Here is a 21658-nt window from a genome sequence, read left to right as displayed (position 1 = left end):
GCGCACGCGCACTGGTGGAGGCGCGCGGCGTGCTGATCCTGCTGCGCCACGGTGCTGACCTGCACGTGGCGGCAATCGCCGGGCGGTTCGGCGACGACCTGCTCGACGTGCGGGTCCCTGTCGAGGACACGATCAGCGGCCACGTGATGCGGACCGGCCGCGTGCAACGGCTCGCCGACGTGCGGGAGAGATTGCGCTTCACGCTGGCAGAACGGGTCAATGCCGAGACCGGCATGTTCGTCCCGCTGATCTTCCGCGGCCGCGCGCTCGGGATCCTGAGCGCATTCGACCGCGGCGACGGCGACGAGTTCACGCGCGAGGACGAGCGGTTGCTCGAGAGCTTCGCCGCCAGCGCCGCGACCGCTGTCGCGACCGCCCAGACCGTCGCCAGCGAGGGGCTGCGCCGCTCGATCGAGGCGTCCGAGCGAGAGCGCCAACGCTGGGCGCGCGAGCTGCACGACGAAACGCTGCAGGAGCTCGCCGGGCTCAAGGTGCTGCTCGGCGGCGCGCGCCGCAGCAGAGACCTCGCCGCCGTCCACGCCACGCTCGAGACCGCCGTCGAGCAGATCGACACCGAGATCGCCGGCCTGCGCCGCCTGATCACCGACCTGCGCCCCGCCGCGCTGGACACCTTCGGCGTCAAGTCCGCGCTCGAAGGGCTCGCCGAGCGGATCTCGGCGACCTCAGGGCTCGAGGTCGAGTTGGAGATCGCGCTCGCGCACGACGACGGCAGCGACGCGGAGCGGCTGCCCGCGCCGGTCGAGGACGCGGTCTACCGCCTCGTGCAGGAGGCGCTCACGAACGTCTCCAAGCACGCCGGCGCGACACGTGTCGGCGTCTGCGTCGAGGTCGTCGACGCGACCGTCCAGATCAACATCACCGACGACGGCTGCGGATTCGATCCCGACGCCCAGACCGGCGGATTCGGCCTGATCGGCATGCGCGAGCGCGTCACGCTCGCGGGCGGGATCCTCGCGGTCGAGTCCGCTACCGCGCAGGGCACAGCGATCCGCGCGACCGTGCCGATCGACGTCGCCGCCGCGTCCAGCCGCGCGTAGTCCCGACGGGCGTGGCGGACTACTGACGGGGGCGGCGGAGGTCCCCGGATGATCGGCGCGATCGACGGGCGTACGTTGCTCCCATGCCGACCAACCCGCGTCCGGTGCAGTTCGCGGTCGACTACCCCGACCGCCCGCTGAACCGCCTCACGACGACCTTCGTCGGCGTCTACGTGGCGCTGCTCGACGATCGCCCGCCCTTCCGGCTCGCACCGTAGCGGCCGCGACGCCCGCTCGAGGAGACAGACCGATCATGTTCCGCACCATCGTCGCCGGCTTCGACGGCAGCCCCAGCGCCCGTGACGGACTTGCGCTCGCCGAGCTGCTCGCGCGGGTCTGCTCGGCCCGTCTCACGGCTGCGTCGGTCTACGTCTTCCACCCGATCCACCGCGACGGCGACAGGGAGATGGAGCAGTACATGCGGGAGGAGGTGCTCGCGCGACTGGAGGGCGTCGAGAAGCTGGCGCCGGCTCCCGTCGCGCAGCCGCTCGCGGTGCGCGGCCACTCCGTCCCGGAGGGACTGCAGCATGCCGCGCGCACGCTTCCCGCGGACCTGATCGTGATCGGCTCCACCCACCGGGGCCCGATCGGGCGGGTGCTGGCGGGCGACGTGCCGCAGCGGCTGTTGCATGGCGCGGCATGCCCGGTCGCGATCGCGCCGCGCGGCTACGCCGACGGAGCGCAGCCGGTCGCGCTGCGGACGATCGGCGTCGGCTTCGAGGGCAGCCGGGAGGCGCACGCCGCGCTCGCTGCCGCGGCCGAGCTGGCACGTGCGGCCGGCGCGCAGCTGCGCGTCATCACCGCGTTCGACCCCCATCTGTCAGAGCTGACGCCGCGCGTGCTGGCCGAGCTGCAGCTCGCCGAGTACCTCGCCGAGGGCCGCCAGCGACTCGCCGACACGCAGGCCGCCGCCGTCGCCGCGCTCGAGGACGTCGAAGCCGTCGCGCTCCAGGACGACGGCGAGGCAGCCGAGGTGCTCGCCGCCCGCTCTCACGAGCTGGACCTGCTCGTGCTCGGCTCCCGCTGCTACGGCCCGTGGAGACGGCTGATGCTCGGCTCCGTCTCGACCCGGCTCACCCGCGATGCGGCCTGCCCGCTGCTGCTGCTCCCGCGCACCGCGACGCCGCCCGGCGGCGCGGAAGGGGAGCCCGAGAACGACACGGCGACGCAGACGGCATGAGCGGTCCGCGACAGCCAGCGCAGCGCACGCCCGCGCCGCAGCTGCCCCGGCAGCAGCCGACGCCGCAGCAGCCCGGGCAGCCGTCGCAGACGCCGAAGCGCCGCGGATGGCCCACCAGCGTGGTGGTCGTGCTCGCGCTCTTGCTGATCGTCGCCGACGTCGTCTTCGTCTCGACCTTCGATTCGACGCCGATGAAGCGCGTGCGGGTTCCCTACACGCCGACGTTCGTGACCCAGCTGCGCGACGGCAACGTCGCGGAGATCTCATCGAAGGGCTCAGCCGTGGAGGGCAGATTCCGCACCGCCGTGCGCTACCCCGCCGACTCCAGAGACGCACCGACGACGCTGTTCTCGACCGAGGTGCCGACCTTCGCCGACACCGAGGCGCTGGCCGATCTGATCGATGAGCACGCCGTCGTCGTCAACGCGACCTCGCCGCAGCAGACGACCTCGCCGCTGCTGAGCGCCCTGCTCACGTTCGGCCCGCTGCTGCTGATCGGCGGGGTGCTGATCTTCATGCTGCGGCGCGGTGGCGCGGGCGGGGCGGCCGGCTTCGGGCGCTCCAGAGCGCGCCGCGTGGAGCCGACCGAGCAGAGAATCACGTTCGCCGACGTCGCCGGCATCGAGGAGGCGAAGGACGAGCTGGTCGAGATCGTCGACTTCCTGCGCCAGCCGCAGAAGTACCGCCGCCTCGGCGGGCGGATCCCGCGCGGCGTGCTGCTGACCGGTCTGCCGGGCACCGGCAAGACGCTGCTGGCGAGAGCCGTGGCGGGCGAGGCGGAGGTCCCCTTCTTCTCGATCTCGGCGTCGGAGTTCGTCGAGCTGTACGTCGGCGTCGGCGCCTCCCGCGTGCGCGACCTGTTCGCGAAGGCCAAGCAGGCCGCGCCGGCGATCGTCTTCATCGACGAGCTCGACGCGATCGGCCGCTCCCGCAGCTCGGGCGCCGGCGGGGTCGGCGGCAGCGACGAGCGCGAGCAGACCCTGAACCAGATCCTCACGGAGATGGACGGCTTCGACACCTCGATCGGTGTGATCGTGCTGGCGGCGACCAACCGTCCCGAGATCCTCGACACGGCGCTGCTGCGGCCGGGGCGCTTCGACCGCCGCATCGCGATCCAGCCGCCCGACACGGCGGGGCGGCGAGAGATCCTCGCCGTCCACACGCGCTCGGTCCCGCTCGCAGCCGAGGTCGACCTCGATCAGCTCGCGTCGACGACGATCGGGATGGTCGGCGCCGACCTCGCCAACATCGTCAACGAGGCAGCGCTGCTGGCTGCCCGCCGCGGCCGCGACGAGGTCACCGAGCGCGACTTCGGCGACGCGCTGGAGAAGCTGCTGCTCGGCAGCGAGCGCCGCATCATGCTCGAGCTGGAAGACCGCCGCCGCACGGCTGTGCACGAGTCGGGGCACGCGCTCGTGGCGATGCTGACGCCCGGCGCGGATCCCGTCCGCAAGATCTCGATCATCCCGCGCGGCGCGGCGCTCGGCGTGACGCTGTCCGCGCCCGAGGCCGACCGCTTCAGCTACGACCGCGCGTATCTGACCGGCAAGCTCGCGGTCCTGATGGGCGGGCGCGTCGCGGAGGAGCTGAGATTCGACGAGGTCACGACCGGCGCCGAGGACGACCTGCGCCAGGCGACCGCGCTCGCGCTCAGCATGGTCGGCCGCTGGGGCATGAGCGACCGCTTCGGCCCACTCGTCGCGCTGCCGCCCGAGGGGCAGCAGCAACCGTACGGCGCGACGCTCTCGCCCGACCTGCAGCAGCTGCTCGACGAAGAGGTGCGACGGCTGCTGGACGACGTCCACGAGCGCGTCACGCGCCTGCTGAGCGACCACGGCGCCCAGCTCGACGCGCTCGCCGCAACGCTGCTGCAGCGCGAGACGCTCGACGAGACCGACGCCTACGCCGCGGTCGCGACTGACCGCCAACTCGAGAGGAGCGACTGATGTCCGACACGATGAAGGCCGCGGTCTTCGAAGGCCACGAGCGGATCGTCCTGGAGGAGCGGCCGTTGCCCCACTGCGGGCCCAACGACGCGATCGTGCAGATGACGCCGACGACGATCTGCGGCACTCGATCGACGAGGCCTACGACCTGTTCGGCAACCAGCGCGACGACGTCGTGAAGGTGGCCCTGCGGCCATGAAGACGATCGTCACGCTCACGCTCAATCCCGCGCTCGACGTGACCACGTCGGTGGCCGACGTCGTGCCCGCGATCAAGCTGCGGTGCGGGCCTGAACGGCTCGACCCCGGCGGCGGCGGCCTCAACGCCGCCCGCACGATCGCCGCGCTCGGCGGGCACGCGCTCGCCGTCCACTGCAGCGGCGGCAACGTCGGCCGGCGGTTGCAGCGGCTGCTCGACGTCGGGCGGGTCCCGCAGCAGGCGATCCCGATCGAAGGCGAGACGCGTGAGAGCTTCGCCGTGCACGACCAGGCCAGCGGCCAGCAGTACCGTTTCGTGTTGCCCGGCCCGACGCTGTCGCCGGCCGAGTGGCGACGCGCGTTCGCGGCGACCGTCGAGGCGGCCGCAGGCAGCCCCGGCGCGCTCGTGCTCGCCAGCGGCAGCCTGCCGCCCGGTGTCCCGGCCGACGGCTACGCGCGGCTCGCGCGCGCCGTGAGAGGCGCCGGCGCGCGATTCGTGCTCGACACCAACGGGCCCGCGCTCGAAGCGGCGCTGCGTGCGGGCGTCCATCTGATCAAGCCGAACTGGCGCGAGTTCGACGCGCTCGCCGGCCACGGCCGCGCGGTGACCGACGACGAGCGCCGCGCGCTCGCCGCCGAGATCGTCGGCAGCGGCGGAGCCGAGGTCGTGGTCGTGACGCTCGGCGAGCGCGGCGCGCTCGTCACCTGCGCCGACGCGCAGTTCGAGATCCGCCCGCCGCGTGTCGACGTCGTCAGCGCCGTCGGCGGCGGCGATGCGTTTGCCGGCGCGCTGCTGCTCGCGCTCGCGCGCGGCTGGCCGCTTGAAGCCGCCTGCCGCTACGGTGTCGCGGCCGCCGCGGCCGCCGTCGGCACCCCCGGCACCGCCCCGCCCGCGCGCGCCGCCGTCGAGCGACTGCACCGGGCCGTCGGAGATCACCCGCGGTGGAGGTCGAGCACGGGTGCCGCGCCGCGCTGCTCGTGGTCGGCAAGGTAGGGCGCGAGGTGGCGCGCCGCGATCTTGTGCGGCGGCCACCACGGGCAGTCGCGCGACGCGTTGGACGTGATGCTCTCCCCGCCGGTGATCGTCGCGGTCAGGTAGAGCGGGTCTCTGCCAGTCAGCAATATCGCGCGCAGGTGCGGGCGCGGCGCCGGCTGACGCGCGGCGTCGACGTCGGAGCCGCGCGCGATCAGCGCAGCGACGGCGTCGGCCTGCTGGGCCGCGATGCCGCCCTGCTTGATCGCGAAGGTCGTCGCGTCGCCGACGGCGTAGACCCCGTCGAGGCCGGGCACGCGACCGTGGTCGTCGACGCGTACGAAGCGGTTGGCATCGAGTGGGAGGCCGGCGATGTCCGGGCCGCTCAGGGATGGAAGTGCCACCACGCGATCGGCGGCGAGTCGGCGGTCGCCCGGCGACAGCCGCACGACACGGCCGTCGTAGTCGTGGGCGTAGGTGTTCGACTCGACCTCGATGCCGGCGACTCCCAGCAGACGCGCGACGGCGTGGCTGCCCGCACCCTGGAAGATCGCCAACGGCGAGTCCTCGGGCGTGACGAGCGTGAAGGCGACGTCGCCCGCACCGACCGCCCACGCCCGCTCCGCGGTCATCAGCGCCAGCTCGTAGAGCGGCAGCGGCCAGCCGCTGGTGAGCGGGACGACGAACGCGATCGTTCGCGTCACGCCCTCCTCGACCTCGCGCACGATCCACTGGAAGTCCTCCGGATCGGTGTCGGCGAAGAACGTGAAGGCATTCGGCAGCGATTCGGTGGCGCGTGCGCCGGTTGCGACCACGAGCGCGTCGTAGCCCAACTCGATGCCGCTGCCGGTCGTGACCGTCTTGCGGTAGCCGTCGACGGCGCCGAGGACGTCGTGCACGAGCGTTGCGCCGAGATCAGCGCAGATCGCATCGAGCGCGTAGCGCTTCAGCAGCGGGCGGCCGAACGGCTCGCCGACCGACAGCGGCCGGTAGACGAGGTCTCTGCCGGGCGCGAGCACGGTCACGTCGAACGCGACGCCGCCCGACGCCGCGCGCAGCGCCAGCACCGTCTCGATCGCCGCGACGCCGCCGCCGGCGATCAGCACGCGGCGACCTGAAGGTGGCTTGGACTGGAGCATCGTCGGAGGCTACGACCGCACGGGCCGGCTGCCATCGGGGTGCGCCGCGAGTCGTATGGCGGGAAACTACTGAGCGGGGCCGCAACCGTGGAAACCACGGGTTCGCACCCGTGCGGTGTGCGCTTCACCGTTGGTGCCGGCACGCGTATGGTCCTGCGGATGAGCGAGTCCGATACAACCGCCGAGCCGATTCGCGTCGTGCTTGCAGACGACCACCGCGTCGTGCGCGCGGGCCTGAGAATGGTGCTCGACGCCGAGCCCGACATCGAGGTCCTCGCCGAAGCCGGCGACATCCCCGCCGCCATGCGCGCCGTCCGCGCCCACCACCCCCACATCCTCGTACTCGACCTCAACATGCCCGGCGAACCCAGCCTCCAAGCGATCCCCCGCTTCGTCAAAGAACTCCCCCAAACCGCCATCGTCGTCCTCACCATGCAACAAGACCCCGCCTTCGCACGCGAAGCACTGCGCTCCGGCGCCCGCGGCTACGTCCTCAAAGAAGCCGCCGACGACGAACTCGTCCAAGCCGTCCGCCTCGCCCACCAAGGCCGCACCTACCTCAACCCCGAACTCGGCGCCCGCATGGCCGCCGAACCCCCACCCAGCGGCCCACCCGACGACCTCACCGAACGCGAACTCGAAGTCCTGCGCCTCATCGCCCTCGGCCACACCAACAACGAAATCGCCACCCACCTCTTCCTCAGCGTCCGCACCGTCGAATCCCACCGCGCCCACATCCAACAAAAGGTCCGCCGCTCCACCCGCGCCGAACTCGTCCGCTACGCCCTCAACCACAAACTCATCGACACGGACGGCAGCTGATCCGTCCGGAAGCGACGGACGCCTGCGCGGCCGCCGCGCCGCGCTGCTCGCGGCCCGCGCGTGCTACGGCCGCCGCAGCGCCGGCTGCGGGAGACGTGCCGGAGCGGGCGCGATGCGCACACGCGCGTCGACGACGACCGCGCCGTCAGGAGCGGCGATCAGCGGGTTGCACTCCAGCTCGGCGATCTCCGGGTGCGCGTCTGCGAGCGCGCCGAGCCGTACCAGCAGCCGCTCGACTGACTCGACGTCGCAGCGCGGCGCGCCGCGGTAGCCGTCGAGCAGGCCGAAGCAGCGCAGCTCGCGCAGCATCTCGCCGGCCTGGTCCGCGCTCAGCGGAGTAAGCCGGACGGCGCTGTCCGCCTGCAGCTCGGCGGTCGTGCCGCCTGCAGCGCATGCCACGACCGGACCGAAGACCGGGTCGGCGACGACGCCGGCGAGCAGCTCGACGCCGGGCTCGGCCATCGCCTGCACGACGAAGCCGCGTACGTCAAGACCTGCGTCGGCGAGCCGGCGCCGCATCGTGCGCGCCGCGCGCACGACAGCGGTCGGCGAGCGCAGCCCGATCTGGACCGCGCCGGCGTCGGTGCGGTGCACGAGCCCGTCGGCGACCGCCTTCAGCGCGACGGTGCCGCCCAGTGCGCGCGCCGCCTCGCCCGCCGCCCGCGCGCTCGCGACGACCCGCTGCGGCGCCCGCGCGATCCCGTAGGCGTCGAGCAGCTCCGCCACCTCCTCCGGCGCAAGCCAGCCCGGACCACGCGCGAGCCCGCGCGCGATCGCGGCGGCCGCACGACCGGCGTCCGGCGCGGAGGCGGCGTCCGGCGCGGGGCGGGCGCCCGGCGCCTGGCGCGTGTCCAACGCGGGGCTCGCACCGGGCGGACAAGCCGCTCCCGCGCCACTCTCCCGCTCCAGCCACACCCCATATCCAGCCGCGCGCGCGACGGCGCGCACCGCGTTCTCCGGGAAGCGGTAGACCGGCAGCAGACCCGCGAGCGACTCGGTCGGCGCGGCGGCCATCGTCAGCACCGCCGCGACGGGGACGCCGGCCGCGCCGGCGCCGCGCGCGATCGCGCTCGCGACCTCCGCCGGCTCGCTCACCATCGGCGGCACGTAGAGCGCGATCACCGCGTCGACCTCGCCGCTGGCGCCCAGCTGCGCGATCGTGCGCTCGAAGTCGTCGGGTGCGGCCGCCGCCAGCAGGTCGATCGGATTGCGCACCGCGGCGCCCGCGCGCAGGCCGTCGCCCAGGCGCTGGCGCAGCGGCTGCGACAGCGCGACGACGTCGAGCCCGGCGGCCGCGCAGGCGTCGGCGCAGAGGATCCCGAGACCCCCGCCGTTGGTCACGATCCCGACCCGCCGACCGCGCGGCGCGGGCTGCGTGGCCAGCAGCGCGGCGACGTCGAACAGCTCGCCGAGCGTGTCGGTCGGGATCACGCCGGCCTGGCGGAAGAGCGCCTGCACGGTCGCGTCAGACCCGGCCAGCAAGGCACCCGTGTGGGAGCCGGCCGCAGCCGCGCCGGCAGAGGAGCGCCCGCCCTTGACGGCGACGATCGGCTTGCTCCGCGCGACCCGGCGCGCGACGCGCGAGAACTTGCGCGGGTTGCCGAACGACTCGAGGTAGAGCAGCACGACGTCGGTGTCCGGATCCCGCTCCCAGAAGGCGAGGAAGTCGTTGCCCGACAGGTCCGCCTTGTCGCCGACCGACACGAACGACGAGAGGCCGATGCCCAGCTCGCGCGCGGTGTCGATCACGGCGATCCCGAGCGCCCCGCTCTGCGACAGGAACGCGACGTGGCCGGGCGGCGGCTGCGTCGGCGCGAAGGTCGCGTCGAGCCGTATCGCCGGGTCGGTGTTGAGCACGCCCAGGCAGTTGGGCCCGACCAGCCGCATTCCGGCGCGGCGGCAGATCTCGACCAGCTCGCGCTGACGCGCACGGCCCTCCTCGCCCGCCTCGCCGAAGCCGTCGGAGAGCACGACCAGCGCGTGTGCGCCGTGCGCCGCGCAGTCGCGCGCCGCGTCGAGCACGCCAACGGCGGGGATCGCGATCACGACGAGGTCGAGCGGCTCCCCGATCTCGCCGAGCGAGCGGGCCGCCGGCAGCCCGCCGACCGTGCCGCCACGCCGGTTGACCGCGTGCAGACGGCCGCTGTAGCCGCCCTCGACGAGGTTGTGCAGCACGGCGCCCCCGACCGATCCCGGTCTGTCGGATGCCCCCACGACGGCGACGGACTGCGGTCGCAGCACATGCGCGACCGCCGCGGCGGCGGCCTCCGCGTCGCGCAGGTCGTAGCGCTCGCGGGCGCTCTCCCCCAGCTCGGCCGGCATCGTCAGATGCAGCTCACCGGCCGCGACCCGCACCTCCGGCTGAAGCCCGCTCTCGTGGAAGACCTCGATCATCGCGTGGTTCTCGGGCAGCACGACGGCGGTCAGCCACTCGATGCCGGCGGACCGCGCGTGCTCGGCGAGCAGCGCGAGCATCGCCGTCGCGATCCCCTCCCCGCGCAGCTCGCGCGCGACCACGAACGCGACCTCCGCGGCCGGCGCGCCAGGCGCGACGCGGATCGCGCAGCCGTGCCCGAGCACCGTCGTGTCGTCGGCCGCGACCGCCACGACGCCCCAGCGACCGGCCTCGTCGACCGCCGCGGCCGAGTGCGCCGCGAAGCGGAGGTTCGCGCCGGCGCTGAAGAAGCGCAGTGCGCGGTCGTCGGCGTCGAGCGCCTGCAGCAGCGCGAGGATCGCGGGCTCGTCGTCGGCGCGCACCGGCCGCAGCCGCAGCGTCGAGCCGTCGCGCAGGGCGATGTCGACGGGCGCGTTGGCGACCGTGCTCATCGCCGCGCCACCCCGCAGCGATCCGACAGCTCGCGCAGCCGCTGCTCGCTGGTCGCAGCGATCATCAGCCTGTCCCTCAAGCGGCGCGCAGGGCGCGCGAGATCTCCGCCGCCCAGGCGTCGATCTCGTCCCAGTCGCGGTTGTCGCCGACATGCCCGCCGGTGGCGCGAACCAGCAGGCGCCCGTACCAGGGCCACTGCTCACGTCGTATGACCCCGCCGAAGACGCGGTAGCCGCGCGGGCGGATCGCGTCCTCGATCGCGCGGATGCCCTTCGGGCTGTGCTTCGCCAGCCGGCCGACGAGCGGTCGCGTGTCAGGGATCGAGCCGAGGCTGAAGAGCCAGACGGGTCGCCCGGCGAGCGCGCCGAGGTTGCGGCGCACGAGCGTCTCGGCGCGCGGCAGCCAGCTGCGATCGTAGATCGCGCTGCCCAGCACGACGGCGTCGTACGGCGTGAAGTCGGCAAGCTCGTCGGCGGCGCGCAGGTCGACCGGCCGGCCGCGCTCCTGCAGGCGTTCGGCGATGCGCTGCGCGACGCCGCGCGTGGCGCCGTTGCGGCTGGCGTGAACGACCAGCACGGTGCCGCTGCGCGCGGCGTTCAGCTGCTCCTCCAGCGGCTCGATGCTCCTCGTGTCAGCCATGGAGGCAGCTTCCCAACGGCAGCCGCCGCCGGCATCCGCCCCGGCTCCCCAGCGCGCTGCGGACAACTACGGATCCAGCAGCGCCTCCGATCACGGAGACGGTCGCGCGCTCGGGGCGGATGGCGCGCGCCGCCGCCGCGTCGAGGATGGACGAGTCGCATCCGCTGACCGCCATCGACGCCTGGAGACGCATTCACATGGACCGCACGATCATCGTCGGCTACGACGGCTCCGACCGCGCCCGTGACGCGCTCGCGCTCGGCGCGCTGCTGGCGCGCACGAGCGGCGCACAGCTGATCGCCGCGCACGTCTACATCGCGCCCGCGACCGTCGAGCGCGGCGAGGAGGTCGCGCGAGTGCTGACGCAGGAGGCTGAGCGCAAGCTCGCCGACGTGCGCGCGCTCGCCGATGACCCCGCGCCCGAGCTGGTCGTGCAGCCCGGCCGCTCGACCGCGGAGGGGCTCTACCGGCTCGCCGAGGAGCGCGGCGCCGAGATCATCGTCGTCGGCTCCAGCAGCCACGGCGCGCTCGGCCGCGTGCTGGTCGGCAGCGGGCCTGAGCAGCTGCTGCACGGCGCGCCGTGCGCGATCGCCGTCGCGCCGGCGGGCTACGCGGACGCCGGGACCCACGCGCTCGCCACGATCGGCGTCGGTTACGACGGCGCACCCGAGTCGCGCGAGGCGCTCGCCGCCGCGGTCGAGCTGGGCCGCGCCGCGGGCGCGACGGTCCACGCGATCTCGGTCCTGAGACCGAATCCGGGCATCTACATACCCGCGCCGATGGCCGCGAGCGCCTACCAGGACTACATCGACGCCGTCCACGACTCGGAGTCCCGCGACGTGCGCGACGCCGTCGTGCAGCTCGACGGCAGTGGCGTCGACGTGGTCGTCGAGACCCCTGGCGGCCTGCCGCCGCAGTACCTCGCCGAGCACTCGCACGAGTACGACCTGCTCGTGCTCGGCTCGCGCGCCTACGGCCCGCTGCGCCGCGTCCTGCTGGGCTCGGTCTCGACGCACCTGATCCGCCACGCCGCCTGCCCGTTGCTCGTGCTGCCGCGCGGCGCGGCCCTCGACGCCGACGAAATGTCGCGCCCGACCCAGACCACCGCCGACGCGAGGCTCTCATGACCGCCCGCGTCGCGATCAACGGCTTCGGCCGCATCGGCCGCGCCTTCCTGCGCTCCGCTCACGAGCGCGGCGCCGACCTCGAGATCGTCGCCGTCAACGACGTCGCCGCGAGACGTTCGACGCCGACGGTGGCGACCGCGAGGCTGATCAACGCCGCGGCGACGATCGCCGTCGCGATCGACGCGGAGAGGACATGCTCGGCGAGGCCGAGCGACGCGATCGCCGCGGGCACGCCGAGCTGCGCGCTGCTGGCCAGCGCAGCCGCGGGACGCACACGCACCGTGCGCACGGCGACCAGCCGGATCGCGACGGTCAGCGCCGCGAGCGCGGCGACGAGCGCGAGCAGCTCGGGGTCGCGCAGGAGGCCGCCGACGTCGAGCCCGGCGCCGAGCACGACGAAGTAGAGCGGGACGAAGAAGCCGTCGGCAACGCCGCGGGTCTGCGTCGAGAGGCGCTTGGGACCGCCGAGCACCGCGACCAGGACGCCTGCGGCGAAGCCGGCGATCAGCACGCTCGTGCCGCTCTCCTGCGCGATCCACGCGAGCAGGAACAGCACCAGCAGCGAGAGCCGCAGGTCGAGCGCCCAGCGGCGCGACTTCGACAGGCGCCGCACGCGCTGCGTCCACGCTCCGCGCGCGACCAGCCGCGCGCACGCGACCAGCACGAGCGCGCAACCGACGATCAGGACGCTCGCGAGCGCCGCGTGCCCGACCCGGTCGGGCTGCAGCACGATCGGGACCGACAGGATCGTGATCACGTCGGCGATCGTCACCTGCGCCATCACGGTCAGCGCCTCGTCGCTCTCGATGCGCGCCTCCTCCAGCGCCGGCAGCAGCACCGCGGCCGATCCCGATGCGAGCAGGACGGCGTAGATCGCCGCGTGCCCGCCGCCGACGATCGCCGCCGCGAGCGCCCCGGCGGGGATCGCGAGCAGGCCGACGATCGCGGCCAGCAGCGCGCCGCCGCGCAGCGACGCACGCAGCCGGCGGTCGCGCAGGGGCAGGTGCATGCCGACCGTCAGCATCAGCATCGCGAACCCGACCTGCGCGAGGAAGGCGACCGTCGGGTCCGCCGGGTCGACGACGCCGAGCAACGACGGCCCGACCAGGACGCCGGCGAGGATCTCGCCGATCACGACCGGCACGAAACGGTGCCCGACGACGCCCAGCAGCGGCCCGCCGAGCCCGGCGAGCACGATCACCACCAGCGTCCCGAAATCCATCAGAGCGACGACCGTAGGCCGCGCCTGCGGCGAAGTCAAAGGATCGGCATGGCGCCCGCGCCGACCTGCCGGGGACCCGCAGGGGCCTTGAGGACAACTACGGAGACGCGACGCGCAGCGGCCCCGGATGACCGCCGCGCGGCGCGGTGGGACGGTGCTCATGTCACCCGTTCCGCCACCGAGGAGCCCCGAAATGCGCGCCGCCGTCGTCCATGCCTTCGATCAGCCGCTGTCGATCGACGAGGTCCCCACGCCCACACCCGGCACCGATCAGGTGCTCGTGCGGATCGAGGCGTCGGGGCTGTGCCATACCGACATCCACGCCGCGCGCGGCGAGTGGCCGGTCAAGCCGGCGCCGCCGTTCATCCCCGGCCACGAGGGCGTCGGGCGCATCGAGCAGCTCGGCGCCGGCAACATGCACGGCCTCGAAGCCGGCATGCGCGTCGCGATCCCGTGGTTGGGCTACGCCTGCGGCAGCTGCCGCTACTGCAACAGCGGCCGCGAGACGCTCTGCCCTGAGCAGCAGAACACCGGCTACTCGATCAACGGCGGCTTCGCCGACTACGCGCTCGGCTACGCCCGCCACGTCGTGCGCGTCCCCGAGGCGATCGATCCGCTCGACGCCGCGCCGCTCACCTGCGCCGGCGTCACGACCTACAAGGCCGTCAAGGTATCCGGCGCGCGCTCCTCCGACGTCGTCGCCGTCTTCGGCGCCGGCGGCCTCGGCCACCTCGCGATCCAGTACGCCCGCATCCTCGGCGCGGAGGTCGTCGCCGTCGACGTCAACAACCAGCGCCTGCACAGCGCCCAGGCGGTCGGCGCCACCCACCTCGTGAACGCCGCCGAGCAAGATCCCGTCGCCGCGATCGAGCGCCTCGGCGGCGCCGATGTCGCGATCTCGACCGCCGTCAACCCGTCCGCCTTCGAGCAGGCGCACCGCTCGCTCGCGCGCGGCGGCACGCTCGTCTGCGTCGGCCTCCCGGCTCACAACGAGATGCAGCTGCCGATCTTCGAGACCGTCCTCGGCGGCCTCACGCTGAAGGGATCGATCGTCGGCACCCACCGCGACCTCGAAGAGGTCTTCGCGCTGCACGCCCGCGGCCTCACGCGCGTCGAGCGCGCCGAGCGCGACCTCGAAGACGTCAACGAGGCGATCGCCCAGGTGCTCGACGGCACCGCCGAATCCCCGCGTCTCGTCTTCCGCATGCAGCCGCAGGTGTCGACGGTCACGACGGCGACCGCGACCGCGTCGGTCTGACGCCCGCCCTCACCCACTCCGGAGGAATCAACCATGGCAACGATCGAAAAGACCGCGTTCGCGGCGCCCGGCAACCCCGGCAGCCTCGTCGAGTTGCAGGCGCGCTACGACAACTTCATCGGCGGCGAATGGGTCGCGCCCGTCGAGGGCCGCTACCGCGCCAACCGCACGCCGGTCACCGGCGAGGTCTTCTGCGAGGTCGCCGACTCGACACCGGCCGACATCGAGCTGGCGCTCGACGCCGCCCACGCGGCCAAGGACGCCTGGGCGCTGCGCTCGCCGGCCGAGCGCGCCGCCGTCCTCAACGCCGTCGCCGACGCGATGGAGGCGAACCTCGAGCGACTCGCGGTCGCGGAGACGTGGGACAACGGCAAGCCGGTGCGCGAGACGATCGGCGCCGACCTGCCGTTGGCGATCGACCACTTCCGCTACTTCGCCGGCGTGATCCGCGCCGAGGAGGGCGCGATCTCCGAGATCGACGCGAGCACGTACGCGTACCACTTCAAGGAGCCGCTCGGCGTCGTCGGGCAGATCATCCCGTTCAACTTCCCGCTGCTGATGGCGGCGTGGAAGATCGCCCCGGCGCTGGCGGCCGGCAACTGCACCGTCGTGAAGCCGGCGAGCCCGACGCCGTGGTCGATCCTCGAGCTGATGCGCGTGATCGGCGAGATCGTCCCGCCCGGCGTGCTGAACGTCGTCAACGGACCGGGCGGCCAGATCGGCGAGGCGCTCGCGACCAACGAGCGGATCGCGAAGATCGCCTTCACCGGCTCGACCGACGTCGGGCGCCAGATCATGCATTACGCCGCCGAGCGGATCATCCCCTCGACGACAGAGCTGGGCGGCAAGTCGCCGAACATCTTCTTCGCCGACGTGATGGACCGCGACGACGCCTTCTTCGACAAGGCGATCGAGGGGCTCGTGCTGTACGCGTTCAACAAGGGCGAGGTCTGCACCTGCCCGTCGCGCGCGCTCGTGCAGGAGTCGATCTACGACGCCTTCATGGAGCGCTGCCTGGAGCGCATCCGCGCGATCTCCCAGGGCGACCCGCTCGACCTCTCCACGCAGGTCGGCCCGCAGGTCTCCGCCGCGCAGCGCGAGACGGTCGAGCGCTACGTGCGGATCGGCCGCGAGGAGGGCGCGGAGGTGCTGATCGGCGGCGAGCGTCCGCAGCTCGAGGGCGAGCTCGCCGGCGGCTACTTCCACCAGCCGACGGTGCTGAAGGGCACCAACGACATGCGCGTCTTCCAGGAGGAGATCTTCGGCCCCGTGCTCGCCGTCACCACGTTCAAGGACGAGGCGGAGGCGATCGCGATCGCCAACGACACGATCTACGGCCTCGGCGCCGGCGTCTGGACCCGTGACGGCAGCCGCGCCTTCCGCGTCGGCCGCGCGATCAAGGCCGGCCGCGTCTGGACCAATTGCTACCACGCCTACCCCGCCCACGCCGCCTTCGGCGGCTACAAGGCCTCCGGCGTCGGACGCGAGAACCACAAGATGATGCTCGACTACTACACGCAGACCAAGTGCCTCCTCGTCAGCTACGACGAGCACGCGCAGGGCCTCTTCTGAGCCGTGCCATGAACCGCTCGTCACAGGTCACGGGCGGCGGGCCGCACGAGGCGGCCGAGCGCGAGCGGCGCCTCCTCGCGCGTGAGGAGGCGCCGGCGACCGCCGGTGTCTCGCGCCGCACGTTCCTGCGTCGGGCCGGGGCGGGCGCGGGCGCGGTCGTCGTCGGTGCCGGCGGGGTCGGCTACCGCGTCTACGACAACGGCGTCTTCTCGACCGGCGACGGCACCGCCTACGACGCGTGGCGCGAGTGGGAGCGCGGCGAGGGGCCGGCGGCACTCGTCGCGGCCGCGGTGCTCGCGCCCAACCCGCACAACAGCCAGGCGTGGGCGTTCCGCGTCAGCGACGACCAGATCGACCTGTTCGCCGACCGCAATCGCCCGACCGGCGCGCTCGACCCGTTCGGCCGCGAGCTGCAGGTCGGCCTCGGCGCGGCGCTGGAGAACCTGCTGCTGGCAGCGCCGGCGCACGGCTACGGCGCGCGCCTGCGCCTGCAGCCGACGGCGGGCGAGCCCGTCCACGCCGCGCGCGTCGAGCTGTCCGGCGGCCCGCGCCAGGCCGGCGCCCTGTACCGCGCGATCCCGCACCGCCACACCGACCGCAGCCGCTACGACGGGCGGCCGGTCCCGGCCGCCGACCTCGCCGCGATGAGCGCGCTCGCCGACGGGCTCCCGCACGCCCGCGTGCGGTGGTTCAGCGCGCCGGCGCAGCTTCGGCGGATCGGCGCTTTGATGGTCTCCGCCGCCGCGGCCGTCACGCGCATCGTGACCGTCCCCGACGCGCGCGACGACGCCCAGCGCATGACCGGCGGCCGGCTGCTGCAGCGGATCCACCTCTGGACCGCCGCCAACGGCCTCTCGCTGCAGCACATGAACCAGATCACCGAACGCGCCGACCGCGAGCGGCAGCTCGACCTCGCGCCGCGCTTCGGCGACGCGATCCAGGCGCTCGTCCCCGCGGGGACCGAGCCGCTGGCCGCCTTCCGCATCGGGTATCCGCGCAACGACGACGGACGCCGGCTCAGCCCACGCCGGCCGGCGGCGGAGGTGATCGCATGAACCACGCGCGAGCCGTCGTGCCTGCGGCCGCTGTGACCGCCGCGGCCGCGATGGTCTCGCCCGCGAGCCGCGCCCTCGATCGTGTCGTCGGGGCATCACGGGAATGAGTCCTCTTTGCGCGTTCGGCACGTCATCTTGACATCCGCGCAGATGAGCCCCATGGTGGATTCATGGTCTGTTCGCAGCACGTTCTGACGAGCCCGTCTTGGCGGCGCGCATGAGCACGTCGACCGTCGAGCTTCCGCTGCGGGCGCCGGAGGAGTGCGGCGAGTGCGCCGATCGCCTGTGCGAGACGATCGCCGGGCATGACGGCGTCGCGTCGGTCGCGCCGTCGGCCGGGGATCGCGTCGTGGTCGGGTTCGATCCCGAGCGCTGCTCGACGGCGTGCGTGCGCGAAGCGTTGGAGGAAGCCCGCGAGGGGCTCTGCGAGCACTACGTGCACACCCGGATCGAGGTCGACGGGATGGACTGCGCCGACTGCGCGCGGACGATCTCCAACGCCGTCGGACGGCTGCCGTCGGTGACCGGCGTCGACGTCAGCTTCACGACCGGCCAGATGCTGGTCGAGCACGAGCCGGTCGGGTTCGACCGCGCTGCCGTCGAGCGGCGCGTCGAGCGCCTGGGCTACAGGGTCCGGGACGAGGCGGGCGAAGCGGCACCGACAAACGGCTGGCGTCGCTGGGCCGGCGCGGACGTGCTGACCGCGGTCGCCTCCGTGCTGTTGCTGCTGGCCGTGGTCGTGGACCTCGCGACCAGCCTGCCCGCAGCGTGGATCTATGGCGCCGCGGTCGCGGTCGGGATCGGTCCGATCGCGCGCTCCGGCCTGGTCGCGCTGTGGACGACGCGCCGGCCGGAGATCAAGTTCCTGATGACCGTCGCGAGCATCGGCGCGATCGCGATCGGCGCGTGGATGGAAGCCGCGCTCGTCGTCGTGCTGTTCTCGATCGGCGAGTGGCTGGAGGGGCGCGCGGTCGCGCGCGCCCGCAGCGAGCTGGCGGGGCTCGTCACGCTCGCCCCGGAGCGCGCCCGCATCCGCGCGGCCGACGGCCGTGAGACGGAGGTCGCGGCGTCGGCGCTGGAGATCGGCGACGTCGTCGTGATCCGGCCGGGCGAGCGGCTGCCGGCCGACGGGACCGTGCTGGAGGGACGTTCCGCGATCGACCAGGCGCCGATCACCGGCGAGTCGGTCCCGGTCGACAAGGAGCCCGGCGACCGCGTCTTCGCCGGCACGCTCAACGCGCAGGGCCGGCTGCTGGTCACCGTCGCCTCGGCGCCGGGCGACACGACGCTCGCGCGCATCGGCAAGCTCGTGATCGAGGCGCAGAGCCGGCGCTCGCCGTCCGAGCGCTGGGTCGACACGTTCGCGCGCATCTACACGCCGATCGTGATCGCGCTCGCGGTCCTCGTCGCCGCGCTGCCGCCGCTGCTGCTCGACACGAGCTTCTCCGACAGCTTCTACTCCGCGCTCGCGCTGCTGATCCTCGCCTGCCCCTGCGCGTTGGTGCTCTCGACGCCCGTGACGATCGTCTCCGCGCTCGGCCGCGCGTCGGCCGCCGGGGTGCTGGTCAAGGGCGGCGAGCAGCTTGAGCGCGCCGCGACGATCCAGACGGTCGCGTTCGACAAGACCGGCACGCTCACCGCCGGCCGCCCACAGCTCGTCGCGCTCGACGCGCTGGACGGCGACGAGGACCGTGTGCTGGCGCTCGCGGCCGCACTCGAAGCCGGCTCCGAGCACCCGCTGGCCGCCGCGATCGTCGCCGCCGCCCGTGAGCGCGGACTGACGATCGGCGACGTCGAGGAGTTCCAGGCGCGCACCGGGTTCGGCGCGACCGGCCGCGTGCACGGCAGCGAGATCGCGATCGGCAAGCCCGCGATGTTCTCCCCCACGCCCCTGACCGCCCGCGTCGAGCGCCTGCTCGCCGACCGCCGCGACGACGGCCAGACCGCAATCGTCGTCACGCGCGACGACGTGCCGATCGGTGTGCTCGGCCTCGCCGACCCGTCCCGCCCGGAAGCGCGCGAGGCGACCGCGCAGCTCGCCCGCCTGGCGATCACGCGCACCGTCCTGATCACCGGCGACAACGCCGCCAGCGCAGACGCCGTCGCACGACAGGCCGGCATCAGCGAGGTCCGCGCCGACGCGCTGCCCGAGGACAAGGCGCGGCTGCTCGGCGAACTGGGCGACGGCGTCGCGATGGTCGGCGACGGCGTCAACGACGCGCCCGCGCTCGCGAGCGCGACGCTCGGGATCGCGATGGGCAGCGCCGGCAGCGACACCGCGATCGAGGTCGCCGACGTCGCGCTGATGGGCGACGACCCGCGCAAGGTCGCCGGCCTGATCGGCCTCGCGCGCTGGACCCGCGCGACCGTCCGCGCCAACATCGCGTTCTCGCTCGCGACCAAGCTCGTCGCCGCCGGCCTGCTCGCGTTCGGCCTGCTGCCGCTGTGGGCCGCGGTCGCGACCGACGTCGGCGCCTCGCTCGTCGTCGTGCTGTGGGGCCTGCGCGTGCTGATCGGCACGCCCGGCGGACGCATGCGAGGCATCCCGATCCTGACCGCGCCGCCGCGCCGCGCGGCGCAGGCACCCGCACCCTCGCCGGCGGCCGTGCCCGCTCCCGCCCCGCTCGCCGTCGTCCAGGTGCCGCGGGCCGGCGAGCCCGCCCAGGCCGCGCCCGTTGCACTGCCAATCGCCGGCAGCGCCACCGCCGCCTCGATCCCGTCCGCGCAGACGAGCGCGTCATGCTGCGACGACGACAGCTGCTCTGCGCGCGACGAGGAAGACCGATGACCCGCCCGCAAGAGGGCGGCACGTCGTAGCGACGCGGCGTTCCGAACGAGTTCGCCGCGCACGTCCGCCCGCGCGGCGGCCACGTCAGCCCAGCGCCACGATCGCGTCGATCTCCACGAGCGCGCCCTTGGGCAGGGCGGCGACCCCGATCGTGACGCGGGCGGGCGGAGCCTGCCCGAAGAACCTCGCGTACGCGGTGTTGATGTCGGCGAACTCGTCCAACACGGTCGTGTAGACGGTCAGGCGCAGCGCGCCGGCGAGAGGGGCGCCGGCGGCCTCGCAGAGCGCGGCGAGGTTCTGCAGGCAGCGAGTCGTCTGCTCGGCGGCCGTTCCGGCACGCAGCGATCCGTCGAGCTCCAGCGGCAGAGCGCCGGAGCAGTACAGCACGTCGCCGTGCGCCACGGCCTGGCTGTAGGGGCCGATCGCGGGGGGCGCCGCGTCGGTCGCGACGGCGGCGCGTGCACCGGCCCGCCCCGGGGCGGTCATGACGGCACCTGCGCTCTCGCCATGCCCACCAGCAGGTCTGCGATCGCGTCGGCGAAAGCGGGGTCGTTGATGTTGTACGAGAGGTCGAGCACCTCGACGTCGGGGCGCAGGTCGGCCAGCAGGGCGTCGAACAGCGCCGCGTTCGCCTCCGGGGAGTGGAACGGCTGACCCTCGGCGTCGATCGCCGACAGGCCGCCGCGCGGGATCGCGACGGCGAGCGGGCCCTTCGCGGCGTTGATGCGCCGAGCGATCGTCCGGCCCAGCTCGGCGCATTCCTGCGCGGATGTGCGCATCAGGGTGATCGCGGCGTTGTGCTGGTAGAGGGTCCGGTCGGCGTATCTCGACGGAACGCTGTCGATCGGGCCGAAGTTGACCATGTCCAGCGCGCCGAGCGAGACGACGCGCGGCACCTCGGTGTCGGACAGGTCGAGGCGGCCCGGGCCCGAGGCGCAGATGCCGCCCGCCAGCTCGTCCGCGAGCTCGGTGGTCGTGACGTCGAGCACCGCGTCGACGAGGCCGTCGCGCACCAGCGCCTCCATCGAGTCGCCGCCGATCCCGATCGAGTGGAAGACGAGCACCTCGTAGCCCGCGCGCTCCAGCCGCTCGCGCGCCCGCGTCACGCACGGCGTCGTGACGCCGAACATCGTCGCCGCGACGATCGGACGCTCCTCGTGCTCAGCGACCGGTGGCTCGACCGTGATCATGCCCGCCAGCGCGCCGGCGGCGTTGGTGATGATCCGCGAGGAGATCCGGTTGATCCCGGACACGTCGAGCACGGCGTACATCATCGTGATGTCGGCAGTGCCGATATAGGGGCGCGTGTCGCCGCCCACGACGGTGGAGACGAGCAGCTTCGGGACGCCCAGCGGCAGCGCACGCATCGCAGTCGCCGCGATCCGCGCGCCGGCCGAGCCGCAGAGCGACATGATGCCGGCGAGACGGCCGTCGGCGTGCAGGCGCGCGGCGACCTCCGCCGCGCCGCGCGCCATCGTCTCCACCGCCTCTCCACGGTCGCCCTCGGCGACCAGCCTCGCCAGCTCGATGCCGGCGGCTGCGGCGACTTCCTCGCGCGTCACGTCGGCGGCGACCAGCGGCTCGCCCATCACGCCGACGTCGACCAGCAGCGTCTGCAAGCCCAGCTGCTGCAGGCGGGTGCGCGCGTAATCCAGCTCCTGTCCTTTGGTGTCGAGGGTGCCCATCACGACCGCGATACCTGGCCTCAAAATTTCACTCCCGTGGTCGACAAGTCAGCGAGTGACGCGCGCGGAGCACAAATTTACTTGTACTTTCCTGTCGCGCGAGCTACTGATATAAGCATCGCAAAGGCACCGGGAGCGAGTCAACCCATTGACCGCGAAACACGTGTTTG

The 21658-nt window shown here is 73.5% G+C and carries 18 protein-coding genes and 1 pseudogene; 13 read left to right on the top strand and 6 right to left on the bottom strand.

Going from position 1 to position 21658, the window contains the following annotated elements; genetic code table 11:
* The 6 genes from Q7L65_RS24330 to Q7L65_RS24305 form a co-directional block, all read left to right on the top strand.
* Positions 1 to 1058 (top strand): GAF domain-containing sensor histidine kinase (locus Q7L65_RS24330; protein ID WP_304725361.1); only part of this gene is annotated, 1058 nt, incomplete at its 5' end.
* An 83-nt stretch (positions 1059 to 1141) separates the two neighbouring features.
* Positions 1142 to 1276, top strand: a complete 135-nt coding sequence (locus tag Q7L65_RS24325; protein WP_304725358.1) for a hypothetical protein — start codon at positions 1142 to 1144, stop codon at positions 1274 to 1276.
* Between the two features lie 35 nt (positions 1277 to 1311).
* Positions 1312 to 2238, top strand: coding sequence for a universal stress protein (locus tag Q7L65_RS24320; RefSeq protein ID WP_304725356.1), 927 nt, complete (start codon positions 1312 to 1314; stop codon positions 2236 to 2238).
* Positions 2235 to 4184 carry an ATP-dependent zinc metalloprotease FtsH gene (gene ftsH / locus Q7L65_RS24315; RefSeq protein ID WP_304725354.1) on the top strand — a complete coding sequence of 650 codons (1950 nt, stop codon included), beginning with the start codon at positions 2235 to 2237 and terminating at the stop codon, positions 4182 to 4184. Before Q7L65_RS24320 ends, ftsH begins: the two co-directional genes overlap by 4 nt.
* Positions 4184 to 4363: a hypothetical protein gene (locus tag Q7L65_RS24310; protein ID WP_304725352.1), complete on the top strand. Its 180-nt coding sequence runs from the start codon at positions 4184 to 4186 to the stop codon at positions 4361 to 4363. Before ftsH ends, Q7L65_RS24310 begins: the two co-directional genes overlap by 1 nt.
* 16 nt (positions 4364 to 4379) lie before the next feature.
* Positions 4380 to 5375 (top strand): 1-phosphofructokinase family hexose kinase, encoded by a 996-nt coding sequence (locus Q7L65_RS24305; protein ID WP_304725350.1) that lies wholly within the window; start codon positions 4380 to 4382, stop codon positions 5373 to 5375.
* Here the strand turns inward: Q7L65_RS24305 and Q7L65_RS24300 are convergent.
* Positions 5315 to 6493, bottom strand: coding sequence for an FAD-dependent oxidoreductase (locus tag Q7L65_RS24300; RefSeq protein ID WP_304725348.1), 1179 nt, complete (start codon positions 6491 to 6493; stop codon positions 5315 to 5317). The two genes, Q7L65_RS24305 and Q7L65_RS24300, sit on opposite strands and share 61 nt — an antisense overlap.
* A 159-nt stretch (positions 6494 to 6652) precedes the next feature.
* Between Q7L65_RS24300 and Q7L65_RS24295 the strand changes: the two genes are divergently transcribed.
* A complete protein-coding gene (locus tag Q7L65_RS24295; RefSeq protein ID WP_304725346.1) occupies positions 6653 to 7315 on the top strand; it encodes a response regulator transcription factor in 663 nt (220 codons plus the stop codon).
* A gap of 63 nt (positions 7316 to 7378) precedes the next feature.
* On the opposite strand, the gene Q7L65_RS24290 is transcribed toward Q7L65_RS24295, so the two are convergent.
* Both Q7L65_RS24290 and Q7L65_RS24285 read right to left on the bottom strand, forming a co-directional pair.
* Complete coding sequence (locus tag Q7L65_RS24290) at positions 7379 to 10141, bottom strand: GNAT family N-acetyltransferase (protein ID WP_304725345.1); 2763 nt, start codon at positions 10139 to 10141, stop codon at positions 7379 to 7381.
* Between the two features lie 76 nt (positions 10142 to 10217).
* The gene (locus Q7L65_RS24285) at positions 10218 to 10781 is read right to left on the bottom strand and encodes a flavodoxin domain-containing protein (RefSeq protein ID WP_304725344.1); all 564 of its coding nucleotides are present in this window, start codon (positions 10779 to 10781) and stop codon (positions 10218 to 10220) included.
* 197 nt (positions 10782 to 10978) lie between these two features.
* Here Q7L65_RS24285 and Q7L65_RS24280 point away from each other — a divergent pair, with 197 nt between their 5' ends.
* Together Q7L65_RS24280 and Q7L65_RS27730 are read left to right on the top strand one after the other, a co-directional pair.
* Positions 10979 to 11908 carry a universal stress protein gene (locus tag Q7L65_RS24280; protein ID WP_304725342.1) on the top strand — a complete coding sequence of 310 codons (930 nt, stop codon included), beginning with the start codon at positions 10979 to 10981 and terminating at the stop codon, positions 11906 to 11908.
* A pseudogene (locus Q7L65_RS27730) lies at positions 11905 to 12018 on the top strand (glyceraldehyde 3-phosphate dehydrogenase NAD-binding domain-containing protein); the annotation flags it as partial. The gene Q7L65_RS24280 and the pseudogene Q7L65_RS27730, both read left to right, overlap by 4 nt.
* Here Q7L65_RS27730 and Q7L65_RS24270 read toward each other — a convergent pair.
* On the bottom strand, positions 11967 to 13130 hold the full coding sequence (locus Q7L65_RS24270) for a cation:proton antiporter (protein ID WP_304725341.1): 1164 nt from the start codon (positions 13128 to 13130) through the stop codon (positions 11967 to 11969). The pseudogene Q7L65_RS27730 and the gene Q7L65_RS24270 overlap by 52 nt on opposite strands.
* A gap of 193 nt (positions 13131 to 13323) precedes the next feature.
* On the opposite strand from Q7L65_RS24270, the gene Q7L65_RS24265 reads away from it, so the two are divergent.
* From Q7L65_RS24265 to Q7L65_RS24250, 4 genes are all read left to right on the top strand, one after another.
* A complete protein-coding gene (locus Q7L65_RS24265) occupies positions 13324 to 14388 on the top strand; it encodes a zinc-dependent alcohol dehydrogenase (protein ID WP_304725339.1) in 1065 nt (354 codons plus the stop codon).
* Positions 14389 to 14421: 33 nt separating this feature from the next.
* Positions 14422 to 15960: an aldehyde dehydrogenase family protein gene (locus tag Q7L65_RS24260; RefSeq protein ID WP_304725338.1), complete on the top strand. Its 1539-nt coding sequence runs from the start codon at positions 14422 to 14424 to the stop codon at positions 15958 to 15960.
* 8 nt (positions 15961 to 15968) lie between these two features.
* On the top strand, positions 15969 to 17015 hold the full coding sequence (locus Q7L65_RS24255; protein ID WP_304725337.1) for a twin-arginine translocation signal domain-containing protein: 1047 nt from the start codon (positions 15969 to 15971) through the stop codon (positions 17013 to 17015).
* Between the two features lie 217 nt (positions 17016 to 17232).
* Complete coding sequence (locus tag Q7L65_RS24250) at positions 17233 to 19803, top strand: cation-translocating P-type ATPase (RefSeq protein WP_304725335.1); 2571 nt, start codon at positions 17233 to 17235, stop codon at positions 19801 to 19803.
* A gap of 84 nt (positions 19804 to 19887) precedes the next feature.
* On the opposite strand, the gene Q7L65_RS24245 is transcribed toward Q7L65_RS24250, so the two are convergent.
* Both Q7L65_RS24245 and Q7L65_RS24240 read right to left on the bottom strand, forming a co-directional pair.
* Positions 19888 to 20289 (bottom strand): RidA family protein, encoded by a 402-nt coding sequence (locus tag Q7L65_RS24245; RefSeq protein ID WP_304725331.1) that lies wholly within the window; start codon positions 20287 to 20289, stop codon positions 19888 to 19890.
* On the bottom strand, positions 20286 to 21488 hold the full coding sequence (locus tag Q7L65_RS24240; RefSeq protein WP_304725328.1) for a Tm-1-like ATP-binding domain-containing protein: 1203 nt from the start codon (positions 21486 to 21488) through the stop codon (positions 20286 to 20288). Before Q7L65_RS24240 ends, Q7L65_RS24245 begins: the two co-directional genes overlap by 4 nt.
* Positions 21489 to 21658 lie beyond the last annotated feature (170 nt).

The organism is Conexibacter sp. CPCC 206217 (genome assembly GCF_030646165.1).
Classification (GTDB): domain Bacteria; phylum Actinomycetota; class Thermoleophilia; order Solirubrobacterales; family Solirubrobacteraceae; genus Conexibacter.
The sequence above is the reverse complement of the archived record's forward strand: the minus strand, read 5'-3'. Positions and strand labels throughout refer to the sequence as shown.